This window comes from Frankia sp. AgB32, from assembly GCF_023243045.1.
Taxonomy (GTDB): domain Bacteria; phylum Actinomycetota; class Actinomycetes; order Frankiales; family Frankiaceae; genus Frankia.
Window position 1 is genome coordinate 38,453 of the sequence record NZ_JALKFX010000019.1, and the last position, 22,342, is coordinate 60,794.

Here is a 22,342-nt window from a genome sequence, read left to right on the forward strand (position 1 = left end):
CACCGTCGGGCGTTCGGACGAGGGACCTGCCAGGGTGCCCGCCCGACCCCGTCCGGCCGCCCGCTGGCGCCCGTCCGGCCGCGGCGCGAGTTGTCCGGCCGCCGTGCGATGGCGTGCGTGGGCAGGCGAGCTGTCCATCCCCCGGTCGGTCCCCGCCGACCGGTGCCGAACCGACCCAGACCGGGAGGAGCGTCCGTGCCGACCAGGCAGGATGTCGAGCGCGCCCGCGAGCAGGCGTATCTGGACAGGCTGTACACCCGGCTGGACGAGGTCCGGGAGGTCACCCGCGGGCAGTTGCGGGGCGTGCTCCTCGCGGTGGGCACCGGAACCCCGCAGTCGATCGTCGAGCGGGACGTCTTCGCCGCCGCGCACGCCGACCGGCTCGCCCGTCTCGACGGCGCCGAGGGCCGGCTCTGCTTCGGCGCGATGGACCACGACGACGGCCGGCGCACCTACATCGGCCGGATCGGGCTGTCCGACGACGAGCAGGAGCCGATCCTCGTCGACTGGCGGGCCCCCGTCGCCACCGCCTTCTACCGGGCCACCCTGGCCGATCCGCACGGTCTGATCCGCCGCCGGCACCTGCGCACCCGCGGCCGGGAGGTCACCGGTATCGCCGACGACCCGCTGGGGGCGGCCGAGGCCGCCGCGGCCGGCACGGTCGCCGAGTCGGGCGACTCGATGCTGCTGACGGCGCTGGCCGCGCCCCGCACGGGCCGGATGCACGACATCATCGCGACCCTGCAGGCCGAGCAGGACCGGGTGATCCGGGCGCGGGCGAACGGCATCCTCGTCGTCGACGGTGGCCCGGGCACCGGCAAGACCGCGGTCGCCCTGCACCGCGCCGCGTTCCTGCTCTACAACGACCGGGCCCGGCTGGACCAGTCCGGCGTGCTGATCGTCGGGCCGAGCCCGGTGTTCCTCCGCTACATCGACCAGGTGCTGCCCTCCCTCGGCGAGACCGGCGTGGTCTTCGCGACCCCGAGCCGGCTGTTCCCCGGGGTCGACGCAACCGGCATCGAGCCGGTCGAGGCGGCCACCCTCAAGGGCGACCCGCGGCTGGCCGAGGTTCTCGCCGGCGCGGTCCGCGACCATCAGCGGGTGCCCGGCCGGGAGCAGACCATCCGTTACGACGACCATGTGCTCCGGCTGCGTCCGGACACGGTCACCCGGGCGCGCACCCGCGCGCGGCGCAGCCGCCGGCCGCACAACCTCGCCCGCGGGGTGTTCCTGCGCGAACTGCTCACCGAGCTCACCACCCAGGTGGTCAAGCAGATCCCCGGCGGCCTGCTCGACGCCGAGGAGCGCGGACAGATCACCCGCGACCTGTGGGCCGACGAGGTCGTCCGGGCGGCCCTGAACGCGCTGTGGCCGCTGCTGACCCCTCAGCGGCTGCTCATCGAGCTGTTCACCGACCCGGCGGCGCTGGCCCGCGCGGCCGGCACCCGGCTGACCGCCGAGGAGCAGGCGTTGCTGCTCGACCCGCCGCCCGCGGCGGCCCCGGCCGAGCAGGGCGCCGGGGGGTCGGACGACGACCTGTTCGCCGCCGCGAACCTGCTCCCGACGGCCGCCGGTGAGCGGGCCCCCGCGACCGCCCGGATACCGAGCCCGCGCGCGGACGGCCAGGGCGCCGGCGCGTCGTCCCGTCGCGGCCGGGCCGGGCGGGGGCGTGGGCGGGGGATGGATGGTCCCGGCCGGGCGTGGACGCCGGCGGACGTGCCGCTGCTCGACGAGGCGGCCGAGCTGCTCGGCGATCCCGACGCGGAGGCCGGCCGGGAGGCCGAGCGCCGGGCGGAACGGGAACGCGCGGAGGAACGCGAGTACGCCCGCGGGGTGGTCGACATGCTGGGCTTGGACGGCGAGGTCGACGCCGCCGCCCTGGCCGACCGCTGGGCCGGCCCGCGGACGCGGCGCAGCGCGGCCGAGCATGCCCGGCAGGATCGGAGCTGGGCTTTCGGTCACCTCGTCGTCGACGAGGCCCAGGAGGTCTCGCCGATGCTGTGGCGCCTGCTGTGGCGGCGCTGCCCGGGGCGCACCGCCACCCTCGTCGGCGATCTCGCCCAGACCGCCCGGCCGGGCGCGCCGACCACCTGGGCCGAGCTGCTCGCGCCCGTCGCTGACAAGCAGTTCACCGTCGAGCGGCTCACCGTGAACTACCGCACCCCGCAGGAGATCATGGACGTCGCCGCGGAGGTGCTGCGCGCGCAGAACCCGGCGCTGTCCGCGCCGGTCTCGGTCCGTTCGGCGGGCCGGCGGCCGAGCGCGCTGCGCGTCGGAGACGTGGCCGCCGACGAGGTTCCCGGGCTGGCTGAGCTGCTCGCCGCCCAGCCCCCGGCGGCGGAGGGGCCGTCGGCCGGGCTGCTGGCCGCCGTCGCCCGGGCCGCCAGCCGGGAGGCGGCCGGCGTCGGCACCGGCCGGGTCGCGGTGATCACCCGGCCGCGCGACGTCCTGCCGCTGCGATCGGCGCTGATGGCGCTGCTGCCGGAGCTCGCCGTCGTGGCTGACTCCGTCGACCCGGCGAGCGTCGCCGGCAACGCGCTGGACGCGCCGGTCGCGGTGCTCAGCGTGGCCGAGACCAAGGGCCTGGAGTTCGACGCCGTGGTCCTGGTCGAACCCGCCGCGCTGCTCGCCGAGCCCACCCGTGGCCTCGCCGACCTCTACGTGGCGCTCACCCGGGCGACGCAGTCGCTGTGCGTGGTCCACTCCGGCGAGCTGCCGGCGGTGCTGGCCGGCCTCGACCAGACCTGACCGGGGGGCCGGGCTGGCCCGGCGGCCCCGCGACGGCCGGCGGGCCAGGACTCACTCGCCACCCATGGCCGCCATCCGGCGGGCCGTCTCCTCGGGAGAGACGATCTCGACCCGCGAGGCGACGTTCCAGCGGTGCCCGAAGGGATCGAGGTACTGGCCCGACCGGTCGCCGTAGAACTGGTCGCTGACCGGGCGCAGCGGCTTCGCGCCGGCGGCGATCGCGCGGTCGAAGGTGGCGTCGACGTCCTCGACGTACAGGTGCAGCGTCACTGCGGTGCCGCCGACCGCCAGTGGGCCGATCATGCCCATCTCGGGATACTCGTCCGACAGCATGAGCAGCGAGTCGCCGAGGGTCAGCTCGGCGTGACCGATCTTGCCGTCGGGCTGAGCCATCCGGACTGTCTCCGTCGCGCCCAGCACGTCGGTGTAGAAGTCGATCGCGGCGGCCGCGCCGTCGACGCAGAGATAGGGCGAAAGTCGGGGGTACTCGGCGGGGATCGGAGTGATGTCGCTCATCGGGGCCTCCTGGGACGATGACGGCGGGGTGACGCGGGACGGCGGGGTGACGCGGGACGGCGGGGTGACGCGGGACGGCGGCCGGCGCGGGACGAGGCGCTGGGCACGGCGGGCGCGCCCGTAGGCGCGTGGCGCCATGCTCGCGCACGGGTCCGACAGTTTCGGCCGCCGCCGATGGCCCGGGCTCGTCCGATCGCGCCCGCGTGCGGTCTGTCCCACCGGCGCGCCGTCGCTGTGCGTGGTGGGCCGGCCAGCCCGATGGTCCTTCTGTACGGATGAATCGGGCGCGGAACCGTAGAGAAGGACCGCCGCGGCCCTCGTGCGATGTTGACCCAGCGTGACTTTTGGCGGCCATCCCTGCCGCCGTCCGCGTCCTGCCGTGGTCCTGGTGCCCAGAGTCGGCCGGAGTCGGATAAACAGGCGGACCGATATCCGGTTACTGGTCTGCCGTATTTCAGTGCTGAAATGTCATGGAACATCGGTCTGGTTGGGTGGCGCGCTGGCTTCCGTAGCGGCTCCGGTTGTGTCTCGGAGTGTGCCGGATGGACGTAGTCGCCCGCCCGCCATGGCCGTACGGTAATTTTTCGCTCGGCCGCAGAGAATGCCAGGCCGAAGCTTGGACCGGGGGTGTCACTAAAGGTCCGGGCCGGGATCCCAATTAGCTGGGGGAAATTCGTCATGCGCACGGGAAGAAGTGCGTCCGACGGTCGCCGCGCGCAATTGCGGGCAACCGGTGGGCGGAACCCAGAAATGTATTCGACACCGGCCCGGGGCCGGGCGGTGCGCGGCCTGGGCGGAGACCGGCCGCGATGACGCCGGCAGCCGTGGGCGGCCAACCCGACGACCTCACCGGCGTGCTGCGCCGACCGGTCCTGCCGCGTCCCCGGGTCCCCCCGGACGACTACGGGCTCGAACCGGTCGCCGATCCGGATGCGCCCCCGCCCGGCTCGGCGTCGCCGGCGCGGCCGCAGGTGTCCGTGGTGGTGCCGACCCGCAACGAGGAGCGCAACGTGGGGCCCCTGCTGCGCCGACTGGACGACGCGCTGCGCGGGCTGGCCGGCGAGGTCATCTTCGTGGACGACTCGGACGACGCGACGCCCGACGCGATCGCCCGCATCCGCCCCAGCCTGACCCTGCCGGTGCGGATCCATCATCGTCCGCGCGGGCACCGCCCGGGCGGCCTCGGCGGCGCGGTCACCGAGGGTTTCTCCCTGTGCGCCGCGCCCTACGCCGTGATCATCGACGGCGACCTGCAGCATCCGCCGGAGACGATCCCGACGATGCTCGCCACCGCCGTACGCGACCAGTCCGACGTGGTGATCGGCAGTCGTTACGTGGCCGGCGGCAGCGCCTCCGGCCTGTCCGGCACCGCCCGTCACCTGGTCTCCACCGGGTCGAACCTGGCCTGCCGGCTGGCCTTCCCGCGCCGGCTGCGCGGTGTCTCCGACGTGATGAGCGGATTCTTCCTGGTGCGGGTCGCGGCGGTGAACCGGGCCGGCCTGCGCCCGGACGGCTACAAGATCCTGCTGGAACTGCTGGCCACCGCCGGGCCACTGCGGATCCACGAGGTGGGCTACGTCTTCGCCGAGCGGCACACCGGGGCCTCGAACGCGTCGCTGGCGGAAGGGATCCGCTTCGCCCGCCGGCTGTTCGCCCTGCGGGTGCCGCGGGCAGCCCGCTTCGCCCTGGTCGGGGCGTCCGGTACCGTCCCGAACCTGCTGGGCACGGCCGCCCTGCACCGCCTCGGCCTGCACTACCTGGCCGCGGCGATCATCGCCACCCAGGTCGCGATCGCGTGGAACTTCGCCGGCTGCGAGCTGCTGGTCTGGGACCGCCGCCCGGGCTCTCGGCGGCGCCGCTACCCGCCGTTCGCGGTCATCAACAACCTCGACCTGGTGATCCGGCTGCCGCTGCTGGCGCTGCTCGTCGGCCGGTGGGGGCTCGGCGTGGGCCTGGCGACCCTGCTGTCGCTGGCCGCCGCCGTCCTCGCCCGCTACCTGGTGGTGGAGCGGCTGGTCTATCGGGTCCGGCCGGTGCCGGCCGACCGGCCGTTCGGGCCGGTGCTGGCGGCTGCGGGGGAGGACGCGCCTGATGCGCTCACCTGACCACGCCGCCGCCGGTGCGCGTCGTCGCCGTCGGCGGCCGGCGCGGGCCGGCCGCGTGCTGGTCGCGGTCGTGCTGGCCTCGACGGTCGGGCAGTTCCTCGTCCTGATCGTCGCGGGCGAGCCGGCCGCGCGCGCCGAGACCTGCGCCGACGGCCAGTGGTCCGCCGAGTTCCACACCGGCACGGCCCTGGGCGGCGAACCGGTCGCCCAGCGCTGCGACGCCGCGATCGACGTCGACTGGTCGCAGAACGGCCCCGGCGTGACCGGGACCGGCACCACCGACTACTCGGTCCGCTGGACCCGCCAGCTCACCCTCGCCGCCGGCTCCTACGCGGCGAGTGTCACCGGCGACGACGGCGTCCGGGTCCTCATCGACGGCCAGACCGTCGCCGACGGCTGGGGCGACCACGGCCCGCAGACGTTCACCGGTACCCGCACCCTGACCGCGGGCGCCCACACCATCGTCGTCGAGTACTACCAGAACGCCGGCGGCGCGATGGTGGAGTTCGACCTCTCCGGCGGCCCGGGGGACGACGGAGCCAGCGCCGGGACCGACTGCCCCGCCGGCCAGTGGGCCGGCACCTACTACCCGAACCGCACGCTCAGCGGCACCGGCGTGCCCCGCTGCTCGGAGAGCGTCGACTACCACTGGGGGACGGGCGGCCCCGGTCTCGCGGGCATCGGCGCGGACGACTTCTCCGCCCGGTGGACGCGCACGCAGGAGTTGGCCGCCGGCACCCTGGCCCTCACCGCCGCCGCCGACGACGGCATCCGGGTCTCCGTCGACGGCCAGCCGGTCATCGACCAGTGGCACGACCAGGGCCCCACGACCTACTCGGCGAGCGTGCCGGTCAGCGCCGGCACCCACACCATCCGAGCCGACTACTACGAGCACACCGGCGACGCGAGTGCCCAGGTCGGGTACACCTTCACCCCCGCCGCAGTGTGCAACATGATCCAGTGGTCCGCGCAGTACTTCCCGAACGCGACGCTGGCCGGCGCGCCGTCGCCGGCCCGCTGCGAGACCGGCCTGCACCACGACTTCGGCCTGGGCGGTCCGGACGTCCCCGGCATCGGCAGCGACGAATTCTCCGCTCGCTGGACGCGGGTCGACCACTTCGCCGCCGGGCCGATCACGATCACCGCGGTGGCCGACGACGGGGTGCGCGTCCACGTCGACGGCATCCGGGTCATCGACGGGTGGAACGACCAGGGGCCGACGACGTTCACGGCGACCCCGACGCTCACCGCCGGCGCCCACACGATCGTCGCCGAGTACTACGAGGGGACCGGCGGCGCGCAGATCCGGGTCGACTACACCGGTGGCGGCGACCCCGGCCCGCTGCCGCCGCCACCACCCGGGGGATGCACCGCCGACTGCGGCGGATCGTGGCAGACGCTGAACTACCAGATGCCCGTGCGATCCGTGCACGCCAGCCTGCTGCACACCGGAAACGTGCTGCTCGTCGCCGGCTCGGGAAACGATCCGTCAGCATTCGACACGCATTCCTTCGCGTCGACGGTGTGGAATCCCACGACCGGCGAGTTCAAGGCTACTCCGGTAGCGGATGACCTTTTCTGCTCCGGGCATGTCCAGTTACCGGACGGCAAAATTCTGTTGGCCGGCGGAACGGCCGCGTACTCGACCGCGACGACGAACTACAAGGGCCTGGCGAAAAGCTACGTCTTCGACCCGGTGGCCGACACCTACACGGCCGCGAACGACCTGCCCGGCGGCGGCCACTGGTACCCGAGCCTGACCGAGCTCGGCGACGGGAACGTCGTCGCCGTGGGCGGCCTCGACCAGAACGCCGACGGCAACGTCGCCACCGAACTGTTCGACAGCGCGGCGCACCACTGGCTGCCGGCCGCGCAGGTACCGCAGAGCTACTTCTTCTGGGGCCTTTACCCCGAGCTGAAGCTGATGTCCGACGGCCGGCTGTTCTACGCCGGCATCCACACCTTCGGCAACGCGCCGACCGCCGCCGGGTCGAACATCTACGACCCGGCGACCGCCACCGTCAACGACGTCCCCGGCCTGCGCGACGTCAACCTGCGCGACCAGGGCGCCGCGGTGCTGCTACCGCCGGCCCAGGCCGGCCGGATCATGACCCTCGGCGGCGGCAACGGCGACGCCGGCGCCGACGCCGTCGCCACCACCGACCTCATCGACCTGCGCCAGACCGACCCGCACTGGCAGCCCGGCCCCGACCTGCCGGCCGCGAAGATGTACGTCTCCGCGGTGATCCTGCCCGACGGACAGGTCCTGGAGACCGGCGGTGGCCGTCACCTGCGCTCCGACCCGGTGCACGAGGCGTCGCTCTACGACCCGGTGGCGAACCACTTCACCACCGTCCCGCCCGACCCACAGGACCGGACCTACCACTCCCAGGCGCTCCTGCTGCCCGACGGCAGCGTGGCGGCGCTCGGCAACAACCCGCTGGACGGCTCGTTCAGCCAGACGATCTCCATCTACCGGCCCTGGTACATGACCCGCCAGCGGCCCGCGATCACCGCGGCGGCGGACACGTTCGGCTACGGCTCCCAGCAGTCCCTGACGGTCAGCGGCGACATCGGCCGCGTCACGCTGCTGCGCCCCGCCTCCGTCACCCACCAGGCCGATCCCAACCAGCGCAGCGTCGACCTGCCGATCTCCGCCAGCGGCCAGAACGGCATCAGCGTCGACGTCCCGGCCAACCCGAACCTACTTCCACCGGGGTACTACATGATGTTCGCCCAGAACACCGCCGGGGTTCCCTCGGTCGCCCGCTGGGTGCGTGTCGGTTGAGCTGGCACTCTGCCCACAACGGGCCTGACCGCGTCCACGCTGACCGGAGCCGGCGTCGCGGGAGGCTGGCCGCGATCGCGCTCACGGTCGTCGTCGTGAACGGCGTCGCCGGCGCGCTCGCGCGCGATGGCTGGCCCGCCGACGGCGCGGGGCCGCCGAACACCGGCGATCCCGCGGCCGTCGCGGCGGCGCCACCCGGTGTCCTGTCCGGCCGGGTCGTGCCACGCGGCAACGGCCGTCCCTCGCCGGTGCCCGCCGGACTCGACGGCTGCGACTACAACTACGTGGCGGGGGACACCGGGCGGCGGATTTGCGTGCCCCGCACGCCCCCGCCCGGCCAGCGACTCGACTGCGCCTACCTGCGGGCCCAGGGCATCGGCCCGGTCCGCGTGATCGGCGAGGACACCCGCAAACTCGCGGGCGCCATCCCGGTGACACGAGGCGCGGTGCTCTGTGCCCGGTAACGCGACGCCCCGGGTGCCGGGTCGCCGTCCGGGCAGCGCGGCCGCGGGGCTGGCAGCGGCCGCACTGCTGCTCCTATCTGCGGGCTGCGGCGGCGGGCCCAGGCCGGTGCTCGGTGGATCCGGGGCGCGGGCGGCGGGTACGCCGGTCGCGGCACCCAGCCTTCCCGGCGACTGGCACGGGACCGCCACGGTGGGGACCGTCCGCCGGCCGTCGTTCACGCTCACCGACACCGACGGCCGCCGCTTCGACTTCGCCCAGGCCACCGCGGGCCACGCGACCCTGCTGTTCTTCGGCTACACGCACTGCCCCGACGTGTGCCCGACGACGATGGCGGATCTCGCCGTGGCCCGGCAGGTCGTCGGGTCCGCCGTCGCGGCGAAGGTGACGGTCGTGTTCGTCACGACGGACCCGGCGCGGGACACCCCGGCGGTGCTGGCGCGGTGGCTCCGCCAGTTCGACGCCCGGTTCATCGGGCTGACCGGAACGTCGGCGCAGGTTGCGGCGGCCCAGCGGGCCGTCGGCGTCCCGGTCGCCCTCGCCGACCCGGACGGCGCTGGCCCGGACGGCGCCGGCTACCTGGTCGGCCATGCCGCCCAGGTCCTCGGGATCGGCCCCGACGACCGCGTCCACGTCCGCTGGTTCGCCGACACCACCGTCGCCGAGTACGTCGCCGACGTCCCGCGGCTCGCCGCCGCTGTCTGACCACACCTCGCCGCGGTCGCCGGCCACAGCGGCGACCGGGCGGCCCTGACCCACCAGGCAGGCAAAGTGAGATCCGAAACCGAGTCCGACCTTCCACCCACCCGCGAACTCCCCGCCTCCGCGCGCCGGGAACCGAGCCGACCGCCACGCCTCGACGGAGCCGACCCGTTGAGCCCGACCCGGCTCGCCGCCGCCGGCTGGGGCGTCGGCCTGCACGTCACGCTGACCGCCCTGGGCGCCGGCCCGCTCGGCATCGACCAGCCGCTGGCCTACCTGATCCCGGCGGCGCTGGCCGTCCTCGGCCCGCGCACCTCCGGCCGCGCCGGCCCTCGCGACGCGATCCGCCCAGCCCCTGCCGGCCCGGAGCGCGCCCATCGCGGGAACCGGCTGCCGCGGTGGGTCCAGCTCGCCTGCGAGGCGGCCGGCTGGTACGTGTTCGCCGCCGTCGGTGAGCCGGGCCTCTCGGGTGTCGGCGGGCCCGGCCTGTCGACCTGGCTGGCCGCCGCGCTCGGCGCGGTGACGGCGATCGCGGCCATCACCGTCCTGACCCGGCGCGGCCTGTCCGCCCGGCCGGCGGCACGCCGTCGCCGGCGGGTGGCGTGCGGCCTGGTCGTCGCGCCGCTCGCCGTCGCCCTCGCCGTCACCGCGGCGCGGCACCACCACACGGTGCTGCTGGCCGCCTGGACCGGAGTCTCGCTGCTGATGCTGGTCGTCGCGGTGGTGACGTTGACCCGCGGCCAGTACGGCTGGCAGCTGCCGGAACGGGTGCACCATGTCGACCTCACCGACATCGCACCGCCGCGGCACCGCGTCTCGCTGATCGTGCCAGCCCGCGAGGAGCCCGTACTCGGGCGGACGCTTACCCAGATCCTGGCCGGTGACTACCCGGAATCACTCGTCGAGATCGTGGTGATGGTGTCCCACGACGAGGTCGACCGGGCCACCCGGGAGATCGCCGAACAGATCGCGCGGCGGCATCCGAACGTGCGCGTCGTCGCGCCGGAGGGCAGCCGGCGCAGCAAGCCGCTGTCGCTGGAGGACGCCCGCCAGCACTGCACCGGCGACCTCGTCGGCATCGTCGACGCCGAATCGCTCATCGCCCCGGGGCTGCTGACCTACGTCAACACCCTGGCGTCCCGGCAGCCCGACGTCGGCATCTTCCAGGGCGGCGTGCAGCTGATGAACGTGCGCGGCCCCGACCGCGCCGACCAGGCCACCGGCCGGGACGGCGCCGGCGCCGCCGGCCCCCGGGCGGTGCTGCGCCGCCTGGACACCGATGCCTCCTGGTGGCGGGCCCGGAACTGTCTGGAGTACTACATCTGGTTCATGTCCCGGCTGCGCTTCCAGGCGCGGGCCCGGTTCATCCCGCTCGGTGGGAACACGGTGTTCATCCGCCGCGACGTGCTGGACCGCCTCGGCGGCTGGGACGTCGCCTGCCTGACCGAGGACTGCGACCTCGGAGTACGCGCCTCGGTCGCCGGGGTGCGCACCATCGTCTTCTACCACCCGGAGCTGACGACCCGGGAGGAGACGCCGGAGAGCCTGACCAAGCTCGTCGTGCAGCGCACCCGCTGGATGATGGGCTTCCTGCAGGTCCTGTTCAAGGGGGACTGGCGGCTGCTGCCGGGGGCACGCCAGCGGCTGATGGCCGCGGAGATGCTGGCCATGCCGCTGTTCCAGGCGGTCGCCGGGGTGCTGCTGCCCGTCTCCCTCGTTCTCACGTTGTTCCTCACCGCGCCGACGGGCCTGGTCATCGTGTTCTGGTTGCCGATGGGCGCGACCGTCATGGCCGTGTTCACCGAGCAGGCGGCGTTCCGGGAGTTCGCCGACGCCTACGACCTCGACGTCGGCCGCTGGGACAGCGTCCGTCTCGTGCTCAGCGCACCGCTCTACCAGCTCGCCCTGTCGGTCGCGGCGGTCCGGGCCGCCGGCCGCCTGCTGCGCGGCCGGCTCGAATGGGAGAAGACGTCGCACTCCGGCGCCCACCACGGCGTCGGCCGCGTCTCGCTGGAAGGCGTGTCCTGACCGCGACAGAGCTGGCCGGCGAGACGCTTCCGCAGGCGTTCGGGCCGCGCTCGACCGCCGGCCGGGCCGGCGAGCGGACGCGGACCGTGGTCGCGTGGCTGGCGGCGCACGCCCGGGCGCACCGGCAGAGCCTGGTGCTGCTCGCTGTCCTGCTGCCGGTCGTCGCGGTCATCCACGGGGTCAACTTCGACGGCTGGCCGGGCCGGGTCACCGACGACGAGGGCACCTACGCCGCGCAGGCCTACTCGATGCAGTACTGGAACCGTATCGCCCACTACACCTACTGGTACGACCACCCGTTCGGCGGCTGGCTGCTGATCGCCATCTACACCAAGCTGACCGACGGCTTCCACCGGGCGCCGACGGCGGTCACCGCCGCCCGGGAACTGATGTTCTGGCTGCACCTGGTGTCCTGCGTGCTGCTCTACCGGCTGGGCCGGCTGCTCGGGCTGCGCCGGTTCTTCGCCGCGTTCGCCCTGCTCGCCTACTCGCTGTCGCCGCTCGGCCTGTGGTACCAGCGGATGGCGTTCCTCGACAACATCGCGGTGATGTGGCTGCTCGCCGCGTTCACGGCCGCGGCCTCGCCGCGGCGCAGCGTCGGGGCGGCCGCGCTGGCCGGCACGTTCATGGCGTTCTCGTTCTGGTCCAAGGAGACGACGCTGCTGTTCCTGCCCGGGCTGTACGTGCTGCTGCGCCAGCACCGCGACCCGCGGAACTGGCGGTTCGTCCGGCGCAACTTCGCCGGCTGCCTGATCGGCATCTGCGCCATCTACATCCTCTACGCGGCGGCGAAGAACGAGCTGTTCGAGGGGCCCGGCCACGTCTCGCTGGAGTGGGCGGTGCGCTGGCAGCTCTTCGAGCGGGCACCGAGTGGCAGCGTGCTGGACAGCGGCAGCGACACCTACAACGTCGTCCGCTCCTGGCTGGACCTCGATCCCTACCTGGTGCTCGCCGGGATCGCCGCGGCGGTGCCGCTGCTCGCGCTGCGCCGCCTGCGGGTGGTCGCCGTGCTGCTGCTGGTCCAGTTCGGGTTCATCTTCCGCGACGGCTACCTGCCGAACCCGTACGTCACCGCGATGCTGCCCTTCGCGGCCCTGTGCGTCGCCGGGCTGCTCGACATGGCTCTTCCCCGCCGCGCTCTGCCGCTTCAGACGGGACGGCCGCTTCAGACGGGACGGCCGGCCTGGCTGGGGATGCTGTGGGCGATGGTGCGCCGGGGAGTCGTCGGTGCCGCGGTGGTCGGCGCGGTGACGGCCGTGACGCTGGACTGGACACCGAAGATCCACACTGCGCTGACCCGCGACGCGGGCGCCCCGAGCCGGGATGCCACCCGCTGGTTCCTGGCCAACCTGCGCGACCACGGCACCGTCGTCACCGACGACATCGCCTGGACCGACCTGGTGATCGCCGGCCGCCGTCCGTTACCCGTGTGGTTCTACAAACTGGACCTCGACCCGCAGGTCCAGGCCCAGTTCCCGAACGGCTGGCGGGACGTCGACTACCTGATGATGGGCAAACCGCCGGACTCGGTGCTCGCCGAGGTCCCGCTGGTCGCCGAGGCGCTGCGCCACTCGGTCGTGCTGAAGTCCTTCGGCAACGGTGAGATCGAGATCCGCCGGGTGGTTCCCCCCGGCTGCCGGGCCGATCTCCCACCCGAGCGTTGCGAGCACCGCGCCAGCCCGCGCCGCAGGACGCCGTCGCACACCTGACCGGGGTGCGCCGCGGCGCACCCCGGTACCAGGCGGGACGGCGTCAGCTCAGGGACGGCGTCAGCTCAGGGCGAGCAGCGCACCGAGGAAGAACCCGATGCCCGCGAGCCAGACATACGTGGGCAGCACCCGCAGCCAGTTGATCGACGCCTTCGGCCGCGGCGCCGCCTCCGCGGCCGGGCGGGCGCCGCCACCGCTGCCACCCGCGTGGGATGCGCTGGTGGCGGGCGTGGCCGCGGTGCGTGGTGCCGCGGCGGCCGGCGCCCCGGGGGCGCCCCCCGGGGCGCGGGGGGGGGGGGGGGGGGGGGGGGGGGGGGGGGGGGGGGGGGGGGCCGGGGCGGCCGGCGCCCGGGCGCCGACACCGGCCAGCATGGTCTCCTGGTCGTCGACGTCCGGCTCACTGACCGGCGGGCGGGGCGGGGCGGGCGGCGGAGTCAGCACGACCAGCGGGCCGTCGATCGCGCCGAGGCGGATCCGGGCCTCCCCACCGGTCAGCGCGACCACGCCGGTGCGAACGCCGTCGCGCCACATGCCGTTGGAGCTGAGGTCGCGGGCGACCCAGCCGTCGGGGCCGGGTTCGAGGCTCAGGTGACGGCGCGACACCCGGGCATCCGGGATGACCAGGTCGCAGTCCCGGCCGCGGCCGACCACCCGGGTGCTTTCGGCCGTCAGCTCGGCCTCGCCGGACGGGGTGACGACCCGTATCGGGCGCAGATTCACGGCAATGTCCTCTCTGGGACCGTGGCCGGCCGTCAGGCCGGGAAGACCTCGCCGCCGCGGACGGCGACCGCGACGGGGGGGAGCGGTGCCTTCGCGGGGCCGGCGACCGGCTGGCCGGTGCGGGTGTCGAACGCGCTGCCGTGACACGGGCAGAGGATCCGGTCGCCCGACACCGCGTTCACCGAGCAGCCCTGGTGGGTGCAGACCTTCGAGAATCCCTGGACCTCGCCGGCGGCGTTGCGGGTGAGCACGACGCCCTCGCTGTCGAGGATCAGCCCGCCCTCGGCGGGCACGTCGTCGACCTTGGCCAGGGCCGTGGCGGCGCCGCCGCCACCCGCGGCACCGGAACTGGCGGGGGCGCGGCTGGCAGCGGGGTCGTCCGCCGCGTCACTGCCGCTGGCCACCGCGTATCCGGCGACGCCCGCGGCCACGGTGACCGCGATGCCGGGGACGACGGCCCGCCGGCTCGGCGCGTGCTGGCTGCTCATGCTTCTCGTCCTTGTGCTCGGGAGCCGACGTTGCCGGGGCGGGAGACCGCGACCGGGGTGCGCTCAGACATGGGGGATTCCGGCGCGGGTGAAGAACCACAGCGACGCGGTCAGCCAGAGCGTGACGAGCGCGGCGAACACCAGCGAACCGAGTACCGGCAGCGTCCAACCGGGCAGGCCGCGCACCCGCAGGCCGAGCATCTTCGACGCGTACGCGCCGTAGAAGGCGCAGCCGGCGATGCCGTGGACGAGGACCCGCGCGTCGGTGTCGGCGAAACCGAGCGACCAGATGCAGGTGAACGCGACCGGCAGCGTCACCACGAACGCCGCCGTGCCGGCCCACCGGTGCACCAGGCTGGCCCACGCCGGCGCCGAGCCCGCGCCGGGCAGCCGGCCCCACATCCACAGCGCCGTGGTCAGCTGTCCGACCGCGAGCACCAGTGCCACCGTCGTCAGCCACGCCTTCATCGGCGTGGCGCTGGAGAAGCCGAGCGTGAGCACCGGCCGGCCGGCCGGGTCGTGGACCTTCGCGTACGTCCCGAGCGACACCGCGATGACGGCGCCGATCAGCAGTACCCACACGATCGCACCACCCCGCGCCGTCGACCGCTCGGTCGATTCAGTGCCGACCGTCATGGCCGCCCACCCCCCTGAAAACTGCCTTAAGATTTCCTCTGCAACCGGAACATGCCCGAGTACAGCAGGTCGCGCCGGAAATCGTCGTCGGGACGACAAAGACGGCGAGTTTGAGGGGTTCGCGCCGTTACGCGGCGCGACAAGGTCGGCGAATCAGCCGCGAGCGCGCACCGAGCGGCGCAGCTCGTCGGTGGCGTCGACGACGACCCGGCGCAGCAGCGGATCGATGTCCTCCCGGCCGAGCAGCTCCTCGGCGGCGTCCACGGTCGCCGTCGAGACGGCGTACTGCGGGTAGGCGGCGGCGGCGATCTGGCGGGCGGCGTGCGGGGTGCGGCGGCCGGTCATCGCCGGCATCTGCTCGAAGTAGCGGGCCACGTAGCCGGCGGTCAGCTCGTCCTGCTCCGGCTGCCAGAAGCCCTCGGCGCTCGCCGCGACCAGCCGCGCCGACGCGGTGTCGTCGGCGACGATCGACTCCCAGGCACGGGCCTTCGCCGCCGGATCCGCGATCGCGGCCCGTGACCGCGCGGCGTGCTCGGCGGCCCGCGCGCTGCGGTCGAGGCGCGCCTCCGCGGCGATCTCCGCCTCGCCGGCCCGGCCCAGCACGACGAGCCGGTGCAGCACCGTCCAGCGTAGTTCCGGGTCCACGACCAGACCGGCGGGCACGTCGTCCCCGGTGAGCCAACCGGCCAGCCCGGCGGCCTGCGCCGGCCCGCCGCAGCCGATGGCGCCGCGGGCTGCGGACAACTGCCGGCCGCTGCCCGCGACGGCCTCGGTGAGCACCTGGCGGCAGGCGGCGTGCAGCCGGGCGGCGGCCGGCGGGCGTTCGGCGGGGGCGAGGTAGCGGTTGAGCACGGTCGCGCGGGCGAACCGCAGGGCGTCCTCGAAGACGGCGAGCTGGGTCTCCGCGGGCAGCGCCGCGGCGGCGAGGGCCAGGTAGTCGGCGGCGGGCCAGTCGGCGTCGCGTGTCGCGTCGGCCGCGGCGGCCCAGATCACCGCGCGGGCCAGCGGGTCGGCGACCCGGGGCAGCACGTCGGGCAGGCTCGCGCGGTCGGCGGCGGTGAACCGGATCTTCGCGTAGGTGAGGTCGCCGTCGTTGACCAGCAGCAGCCGCCCGGCGGGCAGGCCGGTGAGCGCGCCGATGTCGGTCCTGCCGCCCGGCGCGGCCGGGTCGAGATCGACCTCGACCCGGCGGACGAGCTCCACCGGGGCGTCGGGGTCGGCCTCGCGACCGGTGGCCGGCGCGTACACGCCGATCCCGACCCGGTGCGGGCGCAGCGTCGGTGCCTGCGGTGGCGCCGTCTGGATCACGGCCACGGCCGCGAGGTTCCCGGCGGCGTCGGCGACGACCCGCGGGTGCAGCGTGTTGACCTGCTCGCGGCGCAGCCACACCTCGGCCCAGCCGGCGAGATCACGACCGCTGGCACTCGACAGGGCGGCCAGCAGGTCGGCGAGGGAGGCGTTGGCGTAGGCGTGCGCGCCGAAGTAGGCCCGCAGCCCCGTCAGGAACGCCTCCTCGCCGACCCAGGCGACGAGCTGGCGCAGCACCGAGGCACCCTTGGCGTAGGAGATCCCGTCGAAGTTCAGCAGCGCGAGTCCGGTGTCGGCGACGTCCGTCGGCGCGACCGGGTGGGTCGACGGGCGCTGGTCGGCGGCGTACCCCCAGCTCTTGCGGCCCACCGCGAAGCTGGTCCACGCCTGGGTGAAGCGGGTCGCCTCGGCCGTCACCCGGTAGCCCATGTACTCGGCGAACGACTCGTTCAACCACAGGTCGTCCCACCAGCGCATCGTCACCAGGTCGCCGAACCACATGTGCGCCATCTCGTGGGCGATGACCACGGCGCGCAGCTCGCGCTCGGCGTCGGTCACCGCCGAGCGGTAGACGAACTCGTCGCGGAAGGTCACGCAGCCCGGGTTCTCCATCGCCCCCGCGTTGAACTCGGGCACGAACGCCTGGTCGTACTTGCCGAACGGATAGCGGTCGGCGAACAGGTCGTGGTAGCGGTCCAGGCACGACTTCGTGACCTCGAAGATCTCGCCCGCGTCGGCCGCCAGGTACGGCCCGAGCGAACGGCGGGCGAGCAGGCCGAGCGCGATACCGTCGTGGCTGTCCTCCACCAGGTGGTACGGCCCGGCGACCACGGTGACGAAGTACGTCGCCAGCGGCGCGGTCTCGGCGAACTCCCACCGGCCCGGCTCGGTCTGGCGGCCCGCGCCGTTGGCGCGCACGACCCAGTCCGGCGGTGCCAGGACGACGAGGCGCACCGGTGCCTTGAGGTCCGGCTGGTCGAAGCAGGCGAACATCCGCTGGGCGTCGTCGAGGAACGTCTGGGCGTACAGGTACACCTCGCCGTCCTCGGGGTCGGTGAAGCGGTGCAGCCCCTCGCCGGTGTTCGAGTACCGCATCGTCGCCGTCGCGACGAGCTCGTTGCTCGGGTCGAGCGCGTCGAGCGGCAGTCGGTTACCGTCCAGCCCGGCGGGGTCCAGCGCATGGCCGTTGAGCCGCAGCTCGTGCAGGGCCGCCGGCTTCATCTCGGCGAACGTCCCCGCGCCCGCGCCCGCGCCCGCGCTCGGCGCGGAGCCGGCCGGCGCGGCCGGCGCGGCCGGCGTGGCCTCGCGGAGGCTGAACCGCACCCGGGTGGTCGAGCCGAACTCCGCCGAGGTGCGGGCCGCCGTCAGGTCCAGCTCGATGTCGTAGCCGTCGACGCGCAGCAGCTCGGCGCGGGCGACTGCCTCGGCCCGGGTGAGGGTGTGCATACCGCGAACCTACGAGACGCCGGGGCGGCTGTCCGCTTCGCCTCAGAGGAGCTGCGACCAGGTGAAGGCACAACCGTCATCGGATTCGCAGCGCCACAGATGCCCGTCGGTGCCGCCGGATCCACAGTTGGCCGGTGCGCACACAGACGGCGCTGTTCGGTGCGGACGGGCTGAGGGTGATCTGGGAAGGGTAGGCGTCGCCGCCGGCCTCCCCGACGCCGAAGATCGGTTGTCCGAGCCGGTCGTGGACGAGCAGCGGGTTGCCGGTGCCGGTGGTGCCACGTGCACGCTCGATTCGCGCGGCGGTGGTTCGCCGGGCCGGCGCGAAAGTGGCGGCCGGGGCCTGACGGTCAGGCCGTCGGGGCCGGTGGCGCGTCGGCGGTCGTCGTCCCGTCCGGGCGTGGCGCGGTCCGGCGCAGCCAGGCCAGGCCGAGGACCGGCAGGACGACGGGGATGAACAGGTAGCCGCCGCCGTACGTCGACCAGACGGCCTGGTCGGGGAACGCCGAGGAGTCGAGGACACTCGCGGTTCCCACCGCGAGCACCCCGGCGAGCTCCGTCGTGCACGCCGCGACGGCGACCCGGTGCCAGTGCACCCCGGGCCGGGTCAGCGCCACGGTCGCCACCACGTAGACCACGGCGGCGAACGCCGAGAGCAGATACGCCAGCCTGGCGTGGTCGAACTCGGTCGCGATCTGCACCGCGGACCGGGAGCAGGCCGCCACGGCGAAGATCGCATAGACCGCCACCAGGATCCGCCCGGGCCCGGACGACGTGCCGGCCGGCCGGTCGGTCGACGCGCTAGCCACCAGTGCCCTCCCAGACCTGGCCGAGCCGGACAACGATGATCGCGACCGCCACGCAGGCGACGCTCAGCACCGCGCTGCCCCAGCGGGTCCGCTCGCCCAACGACCACCACACCCCGGCGGGCAGCGCCGCGACCGACCCGATCAGGTACAGCACGAACACGGCGGGCTGGTCGGCCCGCTGCCCGCGGGAGATCTCGACGACCGCGCCGACGACCTGGGCGAGCAGGACGAGTTCGGTCGCCCCGGTGCCGGCCAGCAGGCCGACGCCGACCGGCCGGTCCCGCCAGGTCTGCAGCAGACAGGCCGCGCCGACCAGCAGCGCACAGATGATCGACGCGGCCGCGAGACCGTCGATCATCCGCGCCGCCCGGCTGTGTCCGTGCCGCCTGGCCGCATGCCCGCCCCCTCCGGCCGCACCGCCGCGCGGCGTCCCGTCCCCGTCTACTACGGATGGTAGGACTTCCGGCGGGAACGCCGAGAGCCGGCATCGTCGATCGGGCGGTTCGCCACGGCGGGCGCGGCGGCGCGGTAGCGTCGGGTCCGGCCGCCGTGGCCGCGGTCCGGTGGACAGCCGCGGCGGGGACGGGAGGCCGGGCTGGACGCCGACCTGCGGCTTGGGCTGGGTCTCGGGCTGCTGCTCGTCGTGACGCTGGCGGTGCTGAGCTGGGCGCGGGTGCCGCGCCGGCGAGACGTGCTGACCGCCTCGGCGCGGGCGATCGTGCAGCTCGCCCTGATCGGGCTCGCGTTGCGCGGGGTGTTCTCCGCGCCCCTGGCGACCGTCGCGGTGCTGGTGCTCATGCTCGGCGCCGCCGTGGGCACCGCCGCCCGCCGGCTCGCCGGCTTCCCGGCGGCCACCCGCTCGGTCGCCGTTTCCTGCCTGCTCGGCGCCGCCATCACCCTCGGGCTGATCTTCGCGGTCGAGGCGGTCATCCCGACGACGCGGACCCTCGTCGCGCTCGCCGGCAGCGTCGTCGGCGGCACGATGACGGCCTGCACGCTGACCGGCCGACGCCTCGCCGACGGGCTGCTGCGCCGGTGGGACGAGGTGGAGGGCTGGCTCGCGCTCGGCGCGACGCCGCGGCGGGCCGTCGTGGACATCGCCCGGGACAGCGTCGGCGAGGCGCTCGTCCCGGCGCTGGACCAGACCCGCACGGTCGGACTGGTCACCCTGCCCGGGACGTTCGTCGGGGCGCTGCTCGGCGGTGCGTCGCCGGCGGGTGCGGCCCGCTTCCAGGTGGTGATCCTCGTCGGCCAGCTCTGCGCGCAGAGCATCGCGGCGGTGTCACTGGCCTACCTGCTCGGCGCCACGGCCCGGCTGCCCGCGCCGCGGCGCGCGGTCAGCCCGCCGGACCGGCCCGCACCGACGCGGTGATCTCGGGGCGGGCCGGATCGAGGGGACCTCGTCGTCAGGAGCCGGCGGGCTCGAGCACGAACACCGGAATGGCGCGCTCGGTGTTGCGCTGGTAGTTCTCGTAGTCCGGGTAGGCGGCGACCGCGGCCTTCCACCAGCCGGCCTTCTCGTCCCCGGCGACCTCCCGGGCGACGTAGTCCCGCCGGGCCGCGCCGTCCTGCAGTTCGACGTGCGGGTCGGCCACGATGTTGAAATACCAGACGGGGTGATTCGGCGCCCCGCCGAGCGAGGCGACCACCGCGTACCGGCCGTCCCGCTCGACCCGCATCAGCGGGGTCTTGCGCAGCTTGCCGGACTTCGCGCCCTTGGTGGTCAGGATGATGACGGGCAGCCCGTTCATGGTGTTTCCCCGGGTGCCACCCGAGTTCTCGTACTCCGCGACCTGGTCACGGACATAGTCCTGGGTGCTCGGCTCATACTCACCGGTCAGTGGCATGAGCACAGTCAACACCAGTCTCCTGCCGAGGTCCCGTCGTGCGCGCCGCCGTCGCGGTCCGTTCAGGAGCCGATCGATCGGTGCCGCCTGAATCGGTGCCGCCTGAATCGGTGACAACCGACGTGAATGATGCGCGAGTGGAGACATCGGCTGTGCCGGGGGACGCTGCACCTCGTCCGTACGGAGGACTACTGGTGGCTGCGGGAGCTCACCGCACCGAGGACGGCGGGGCAGATCCGCCGCCGGCTGCCCCAGGAAGGCGTCTCGCCGCGGTCACCCCACCGGCTTGCGCAGGCGCCAGATGCACTCCGAGGGCCAGCGGCGGGCCCACTCCTCGTCGGCGCGCTCGGCCGCCGCGGCGCTCTCCCGGCCCGTCCCGCCGGCCGCACTCCCGTCGAGGTCTCCGTCGAGCCTGCCGTCGAACACCGGGGTCGATGGACGTGGTTCCAGCAGGTCCTCGACGACGAGCCCGCTGTCCCGGAACAGCCGGATCCAGGCGCCGTAGGGGAGGTTCATGCTGACGAGGCCGTCGGCCTCGGCGACCAGCCGCAGGCCGAAGTAGTCCCGGGTCAGCCGGGTGCCGGGGCTGTTCCGGCCGGGCCGCACGGTGATCTCGTAGATCGGGCTGACGTGGCTGAACGCCAGCAGCCCGCCGGGCCGCAGCACCCGGGCCGCCTCGGGGATCGCCCGCATCGGGTCGGCGAAGCTGAACGCCCCGTGGTCGGCGAAGACGATGTCGAAGGAGCCGGCGGCGAAGGGAACGGTCTCCGCGCTCGCCTGCACCAGCGGGAAGGCCAGGCCGGTGTCCGCGGCGAGCCGGCGGCTGTGCAGGAGCTGGCGCTCCGACAGGTCCAGCCCGACGACCCGGGCACCGCGGCGCGCCAGCGCGGTCGACCACTGCCCGCCGCCGCAGCCCATCTCCAGCACGTCCCGCCCGGCGACCTCGCCGAGCACGCCGAGGCGGGACTCCGGTACCTCCCACAACCCCCAGGAGATGTCGCCGGTGAACGCCTGACGGCGGATCTGCGGGCCGTTCAGTCGCTGGTAGTCGTCGGAGATCTCGTTCCAGCGCGCTCGGTTCGTCCGCACGTGCGTCCCGCCGTCGATCATGCTGTTCTCGTCCTCCCCTCCGGCGGGCGCGGGCGCCACGATCACCGTGTCACCGTGTCACCTGGGACGCCGGGTCGCCGCGCGGGACCGTCGGGCCGGGCGGCGGCTGTCGTGAATGGATCAGATCGTCCGGTCGGTCATCGTATGGGACGCCCGACAGCCGTCGGCCCGCGGCCCGCCGCGGCGGGCGGGTGACGATGCCCCGGGTTGCCGCCGCCGACCGAAGCTCGCCCCCGGCCGGCCTGGCGGGCCGCGCGGTCAGCACCGCTGCGGAAAATGCGGGCGGTGGCGCCGAAAGCCCGGAAAATGGCTGCCAGGTAAACGGTGCGGATTTTGGGATGACGCTTTGTCTGACGACGATTTCGCGACCGGCGACATCCTGGACGTCGGTCGGCGGGGCGGGCATTCTCGCTTTCGTGACAAGGGCGCGAAAACGATCGAGCAGGTTTTTCCGACCCCCCGACGAACGATTTGTCGGGGGGCTCGCGACCTGCCCTTCCTGCAACGGGACCCGCTACCAGACGCGGCCTCAGGCCGAGCTGGACGCGGACGGCATCTTCGATGGAGATGCCAACATCAAATGTCGGGAGTGTGATGGAAGCGGAAAGATATTGCCTCGATGAGAGAGTGCTGCCTGGTGGGGGCGGGTTTTGTCCGGTGGCGCCGCCGGCTGACGTCGGGGTTTCCCGGAGTGGTGTCCGAGGCATGCCGCGACCCGTGGGGAATGCCCTGTTGCTGGATAGTCTGACGGCGGACGGTCGACGTGGAGCGCGAGTGGCGACTCGGCGTTCGGCCCGGTTCGGCGGGCCCGGGAGCGGGCGGTGCGCGGACGGGGGCCGTGCCGGCCAGTCTCTTATACACAAATCCGAGCCCACGAGACCACTCTACAGCGCGGATGGCGGCGTCGGCGGGGAAAAAAA

The 22,342-nt window shown here is 74.1% G+C and carries 17 protein-coding genes; 8 read left to right on the plus strand and 9 right to left on the minus strand.

Going from position 1 to position 22,342, the window contains the following annotated elements; all coding sequences use genetic code 11:
* The first annotated feature begins 195 nt into the window (after positions 1-195).
* Positions 196-2,748 carry a HelD family protein gene (locus tag MXD60_RS08350; protein ID WP_248818420.1) on the plus strand — a complete coding sequence of 851 codons (2,553 nt, stop codon included), beginning with the start codon at positions 196-198 and terminating at the stop codon, positions 2,746-2,748.
* Between the two features lie 51 nt (positions 2,749-2,799).
* On the opposite strand, the gene MXD60_RS08355 is transcribed toward MXD60_RS08350, so the two are convergent.
* On the minus strand, positions 2,800-3,264 hold the full coding sequence (locus tag MXD60_RS08355; protein WP_248818421.1) for a VOC family protein: 465 nt from the start codon (positions 3,262-3,264) through the stop codon (positions 2,800-2,802).
* Between the two features lie 809 nt (positions 3,265-4,073).
* Here MXD60_RS08355 and MXD60_RS08360 point away from each other — a divergent pair.
* From MXD60_RS08360 to MXD60_RS08385, 6 genes are all read left to right on the plus strand, one after another.
* On the plus strand, positions 4,074-5,369 hold the full coding sequence (locus tag MXD60_RS08360; protein WP_248818422.1) for a glycosyltransferase: 1,296 nt from the start codon (positions 4,074-4,076) through the stop codon (positions 5,367-5,369).
* Entirely contained in the window at positions 5,356-8,157 is a 2,802-nt protein-coding gene (locus MXD60_RS08365) for a PA14 domain-containing protein (RefSeq protein ID WP_248818423.1), read from the plus strand. The genes MXD60_RS08360 and MXD60_RS08365 overlap by 14 nt, the downstream gene beginning before the upstream one ends.
* Entirely contained in the window at positions 8,154-8,621 is a 468-nt protein-coding gene (locus MXD60_RS08370) for a hypothetical protein (RefSeq protein WP_248818424.1), read from the plus strand. The genes MXD60_RS08365 and MXD60_RS08370 overlap by 4 nt, the downstream gene beginning before the upstream one ends.
* Positions 8,611-9,324: an SCO family protein gene (locus tag MXD60_RS08375; RefSeq protein WP_248818425.1), complete on the plus strand. Its 714-nt coding sequence runs from the start codon at positions 8,611-8,613 to the stop codon at positions 9,322-9,324. Before MXD60_RS08370 ends, MXD60_RS08375 begins: the two co-directional genes overlap by 11 nt.
* Before the next feature lie 66 nt (positions 9,325-9,390).
* On the plus strand, positions 9,391-11,349 hold the full coding sequence (locus MXD60_RS08380) for a glycosyltransferase family 2 protein (protein WP_308222407.1): 1,959 nt from the start codon (positions 9,391-9,393) through the stop codon (positions 11,347-11,349).
* 86 nt (positions 11,350-11,435) lie between these two features.
* The gene (locus MXD60_RS08385) at positions 11,436-13,058 is read left to right on the plus strand and encodes an ArnT family glycosyltransferase (protein ID WP_248818426.1); all 1,623 of its coding nucleotides are present in this window, start codon (positions 11,436-11,438) and stop codon (positions 13,056-13,058) included.
* A 60-nt stretch (positions 13,059-13,118) separates the two neighbouring features.
* Here MXD60_RS08385 and MXD60_RS08390 read toward each other — a convergent pair whose 3' ends face one another.
* From MXD60_RS08390 to MXD60_RS08415, 6 genes are all read right to left on the minus strand, one after another.
* On the minus strand, positions 13,119-13,778 hold the full coding sequence (locus MXD60_RS08390) for an FHA domain-containing protein (RefSeq protein WP_248818427.1): 660 nt from the start codon (positions 13,776-13,778) through the stop codon (positions 13,119-13,121).
* A gap of 32 nt (positions 13,779-13,810) precedes the next feature.
* Complete coding sequence (locus MXD60_RS08395; protein ID WP_248818428.1) at positions 13,811-14,266, minus strand: Rieske (2Fe-2S) protein; 456 nt, start codon at positions 14,264-14,266, stop codon at positions 13,811-13,813.
* Between the two features lie 63 nt (positions 14,267-14,329).
* On the minus strand, positions 14,330-14,902 hold the full coding sequence (locus tag MXD60_RS08400) for a DUF6529 family protein (protein ID WP_248818429.1): 573 nt from the start codon (positions 14,900-14,902) through the stop codon (positions 14,330-14,332).
* 153 nt (positions 14,903-15,055) lie between these two features.
* Positions 15,056-17,656 (minus strand): aminopeptidase N, encoded by a 2,601-nt coding sequence (pepN, locus tag MXD60_RS08405; protein WP_248818430.1) that lies wholly within the window; start codon positions 17,654-17,656, stop codon positions 15,056-15,058.
* 350 nt (positions 17,657-18,006) lie between these two features.
* Positions 18,007-18,465 carry a hypothetical protein gene (locus MXD60_RS08410; protein ID WP_248818431.1) on the minus strand — a complete coding sequence of 153 codons (459 nt, stop codon included), beginning with the start codon at positions 18,463-18,465 and terminating at the stop codon, positions 18,007-18,009.
* On the minus strand, positions 18,458-18,823 hold the full coding sequence (locus MXD60_RS08415) for a hypothetical protein (RefSeq protein WP_248818432.1): 366 nt from the start codon (positions 18,821-18,823) through the stop codon (positions 18,458-18,460). The genes MXD60_RS08410 and MXD60_RS08415 overlap by 8 nt, the downstream gene beginning before the upstream one ends.
* A 285-nt stretch (positions 18,824-19,108) precedes the next feature.
* Between MXD60_RS08415 and MXD60_RS08420 the strand changes: the two genes are divergently transcribed.
* Positions 19,109-19,837, plus strand: coding sequence for an ABC transporter permease (locus MXD60_RS08420; protein WP_248818433.1), 729 nt, complete (start codon positions 19,109-19,111; stop codon positions 19,835-19,837).
* 34 nt (positions 19,838-19,871) lie between these two features.
* Here the strand turns inward: MXD60_RS08420 and MXD60_RS08425 are convergent, their stop codons facing one another.
* A complete protein-coding gene (locus MXD60_RS08425; RefSeq protein ID WP_248818446.1) occupies positions 19,872-20,312 on the minus strand; it encodes a nitroreductase family deazaflavin-dependent oxidoreductase in 441 nt (146 codons plus the stop codon).
* A 273-nt stretch (positions 20,313-20,585) separates the two neighbouring features.
* Positions 20,586-21,422, minus strand: coding sequence for a class I SAM-dependent methyltransferase (locus MXD60_RS08430; RefSeq protein WP_248818447.1), 837 nt, complete (start codon positions 21,420-21,422; stop codon positions 20,586-20,588).
* Positions 21,423-22,342: the final 920 nt, after the last annotated feature.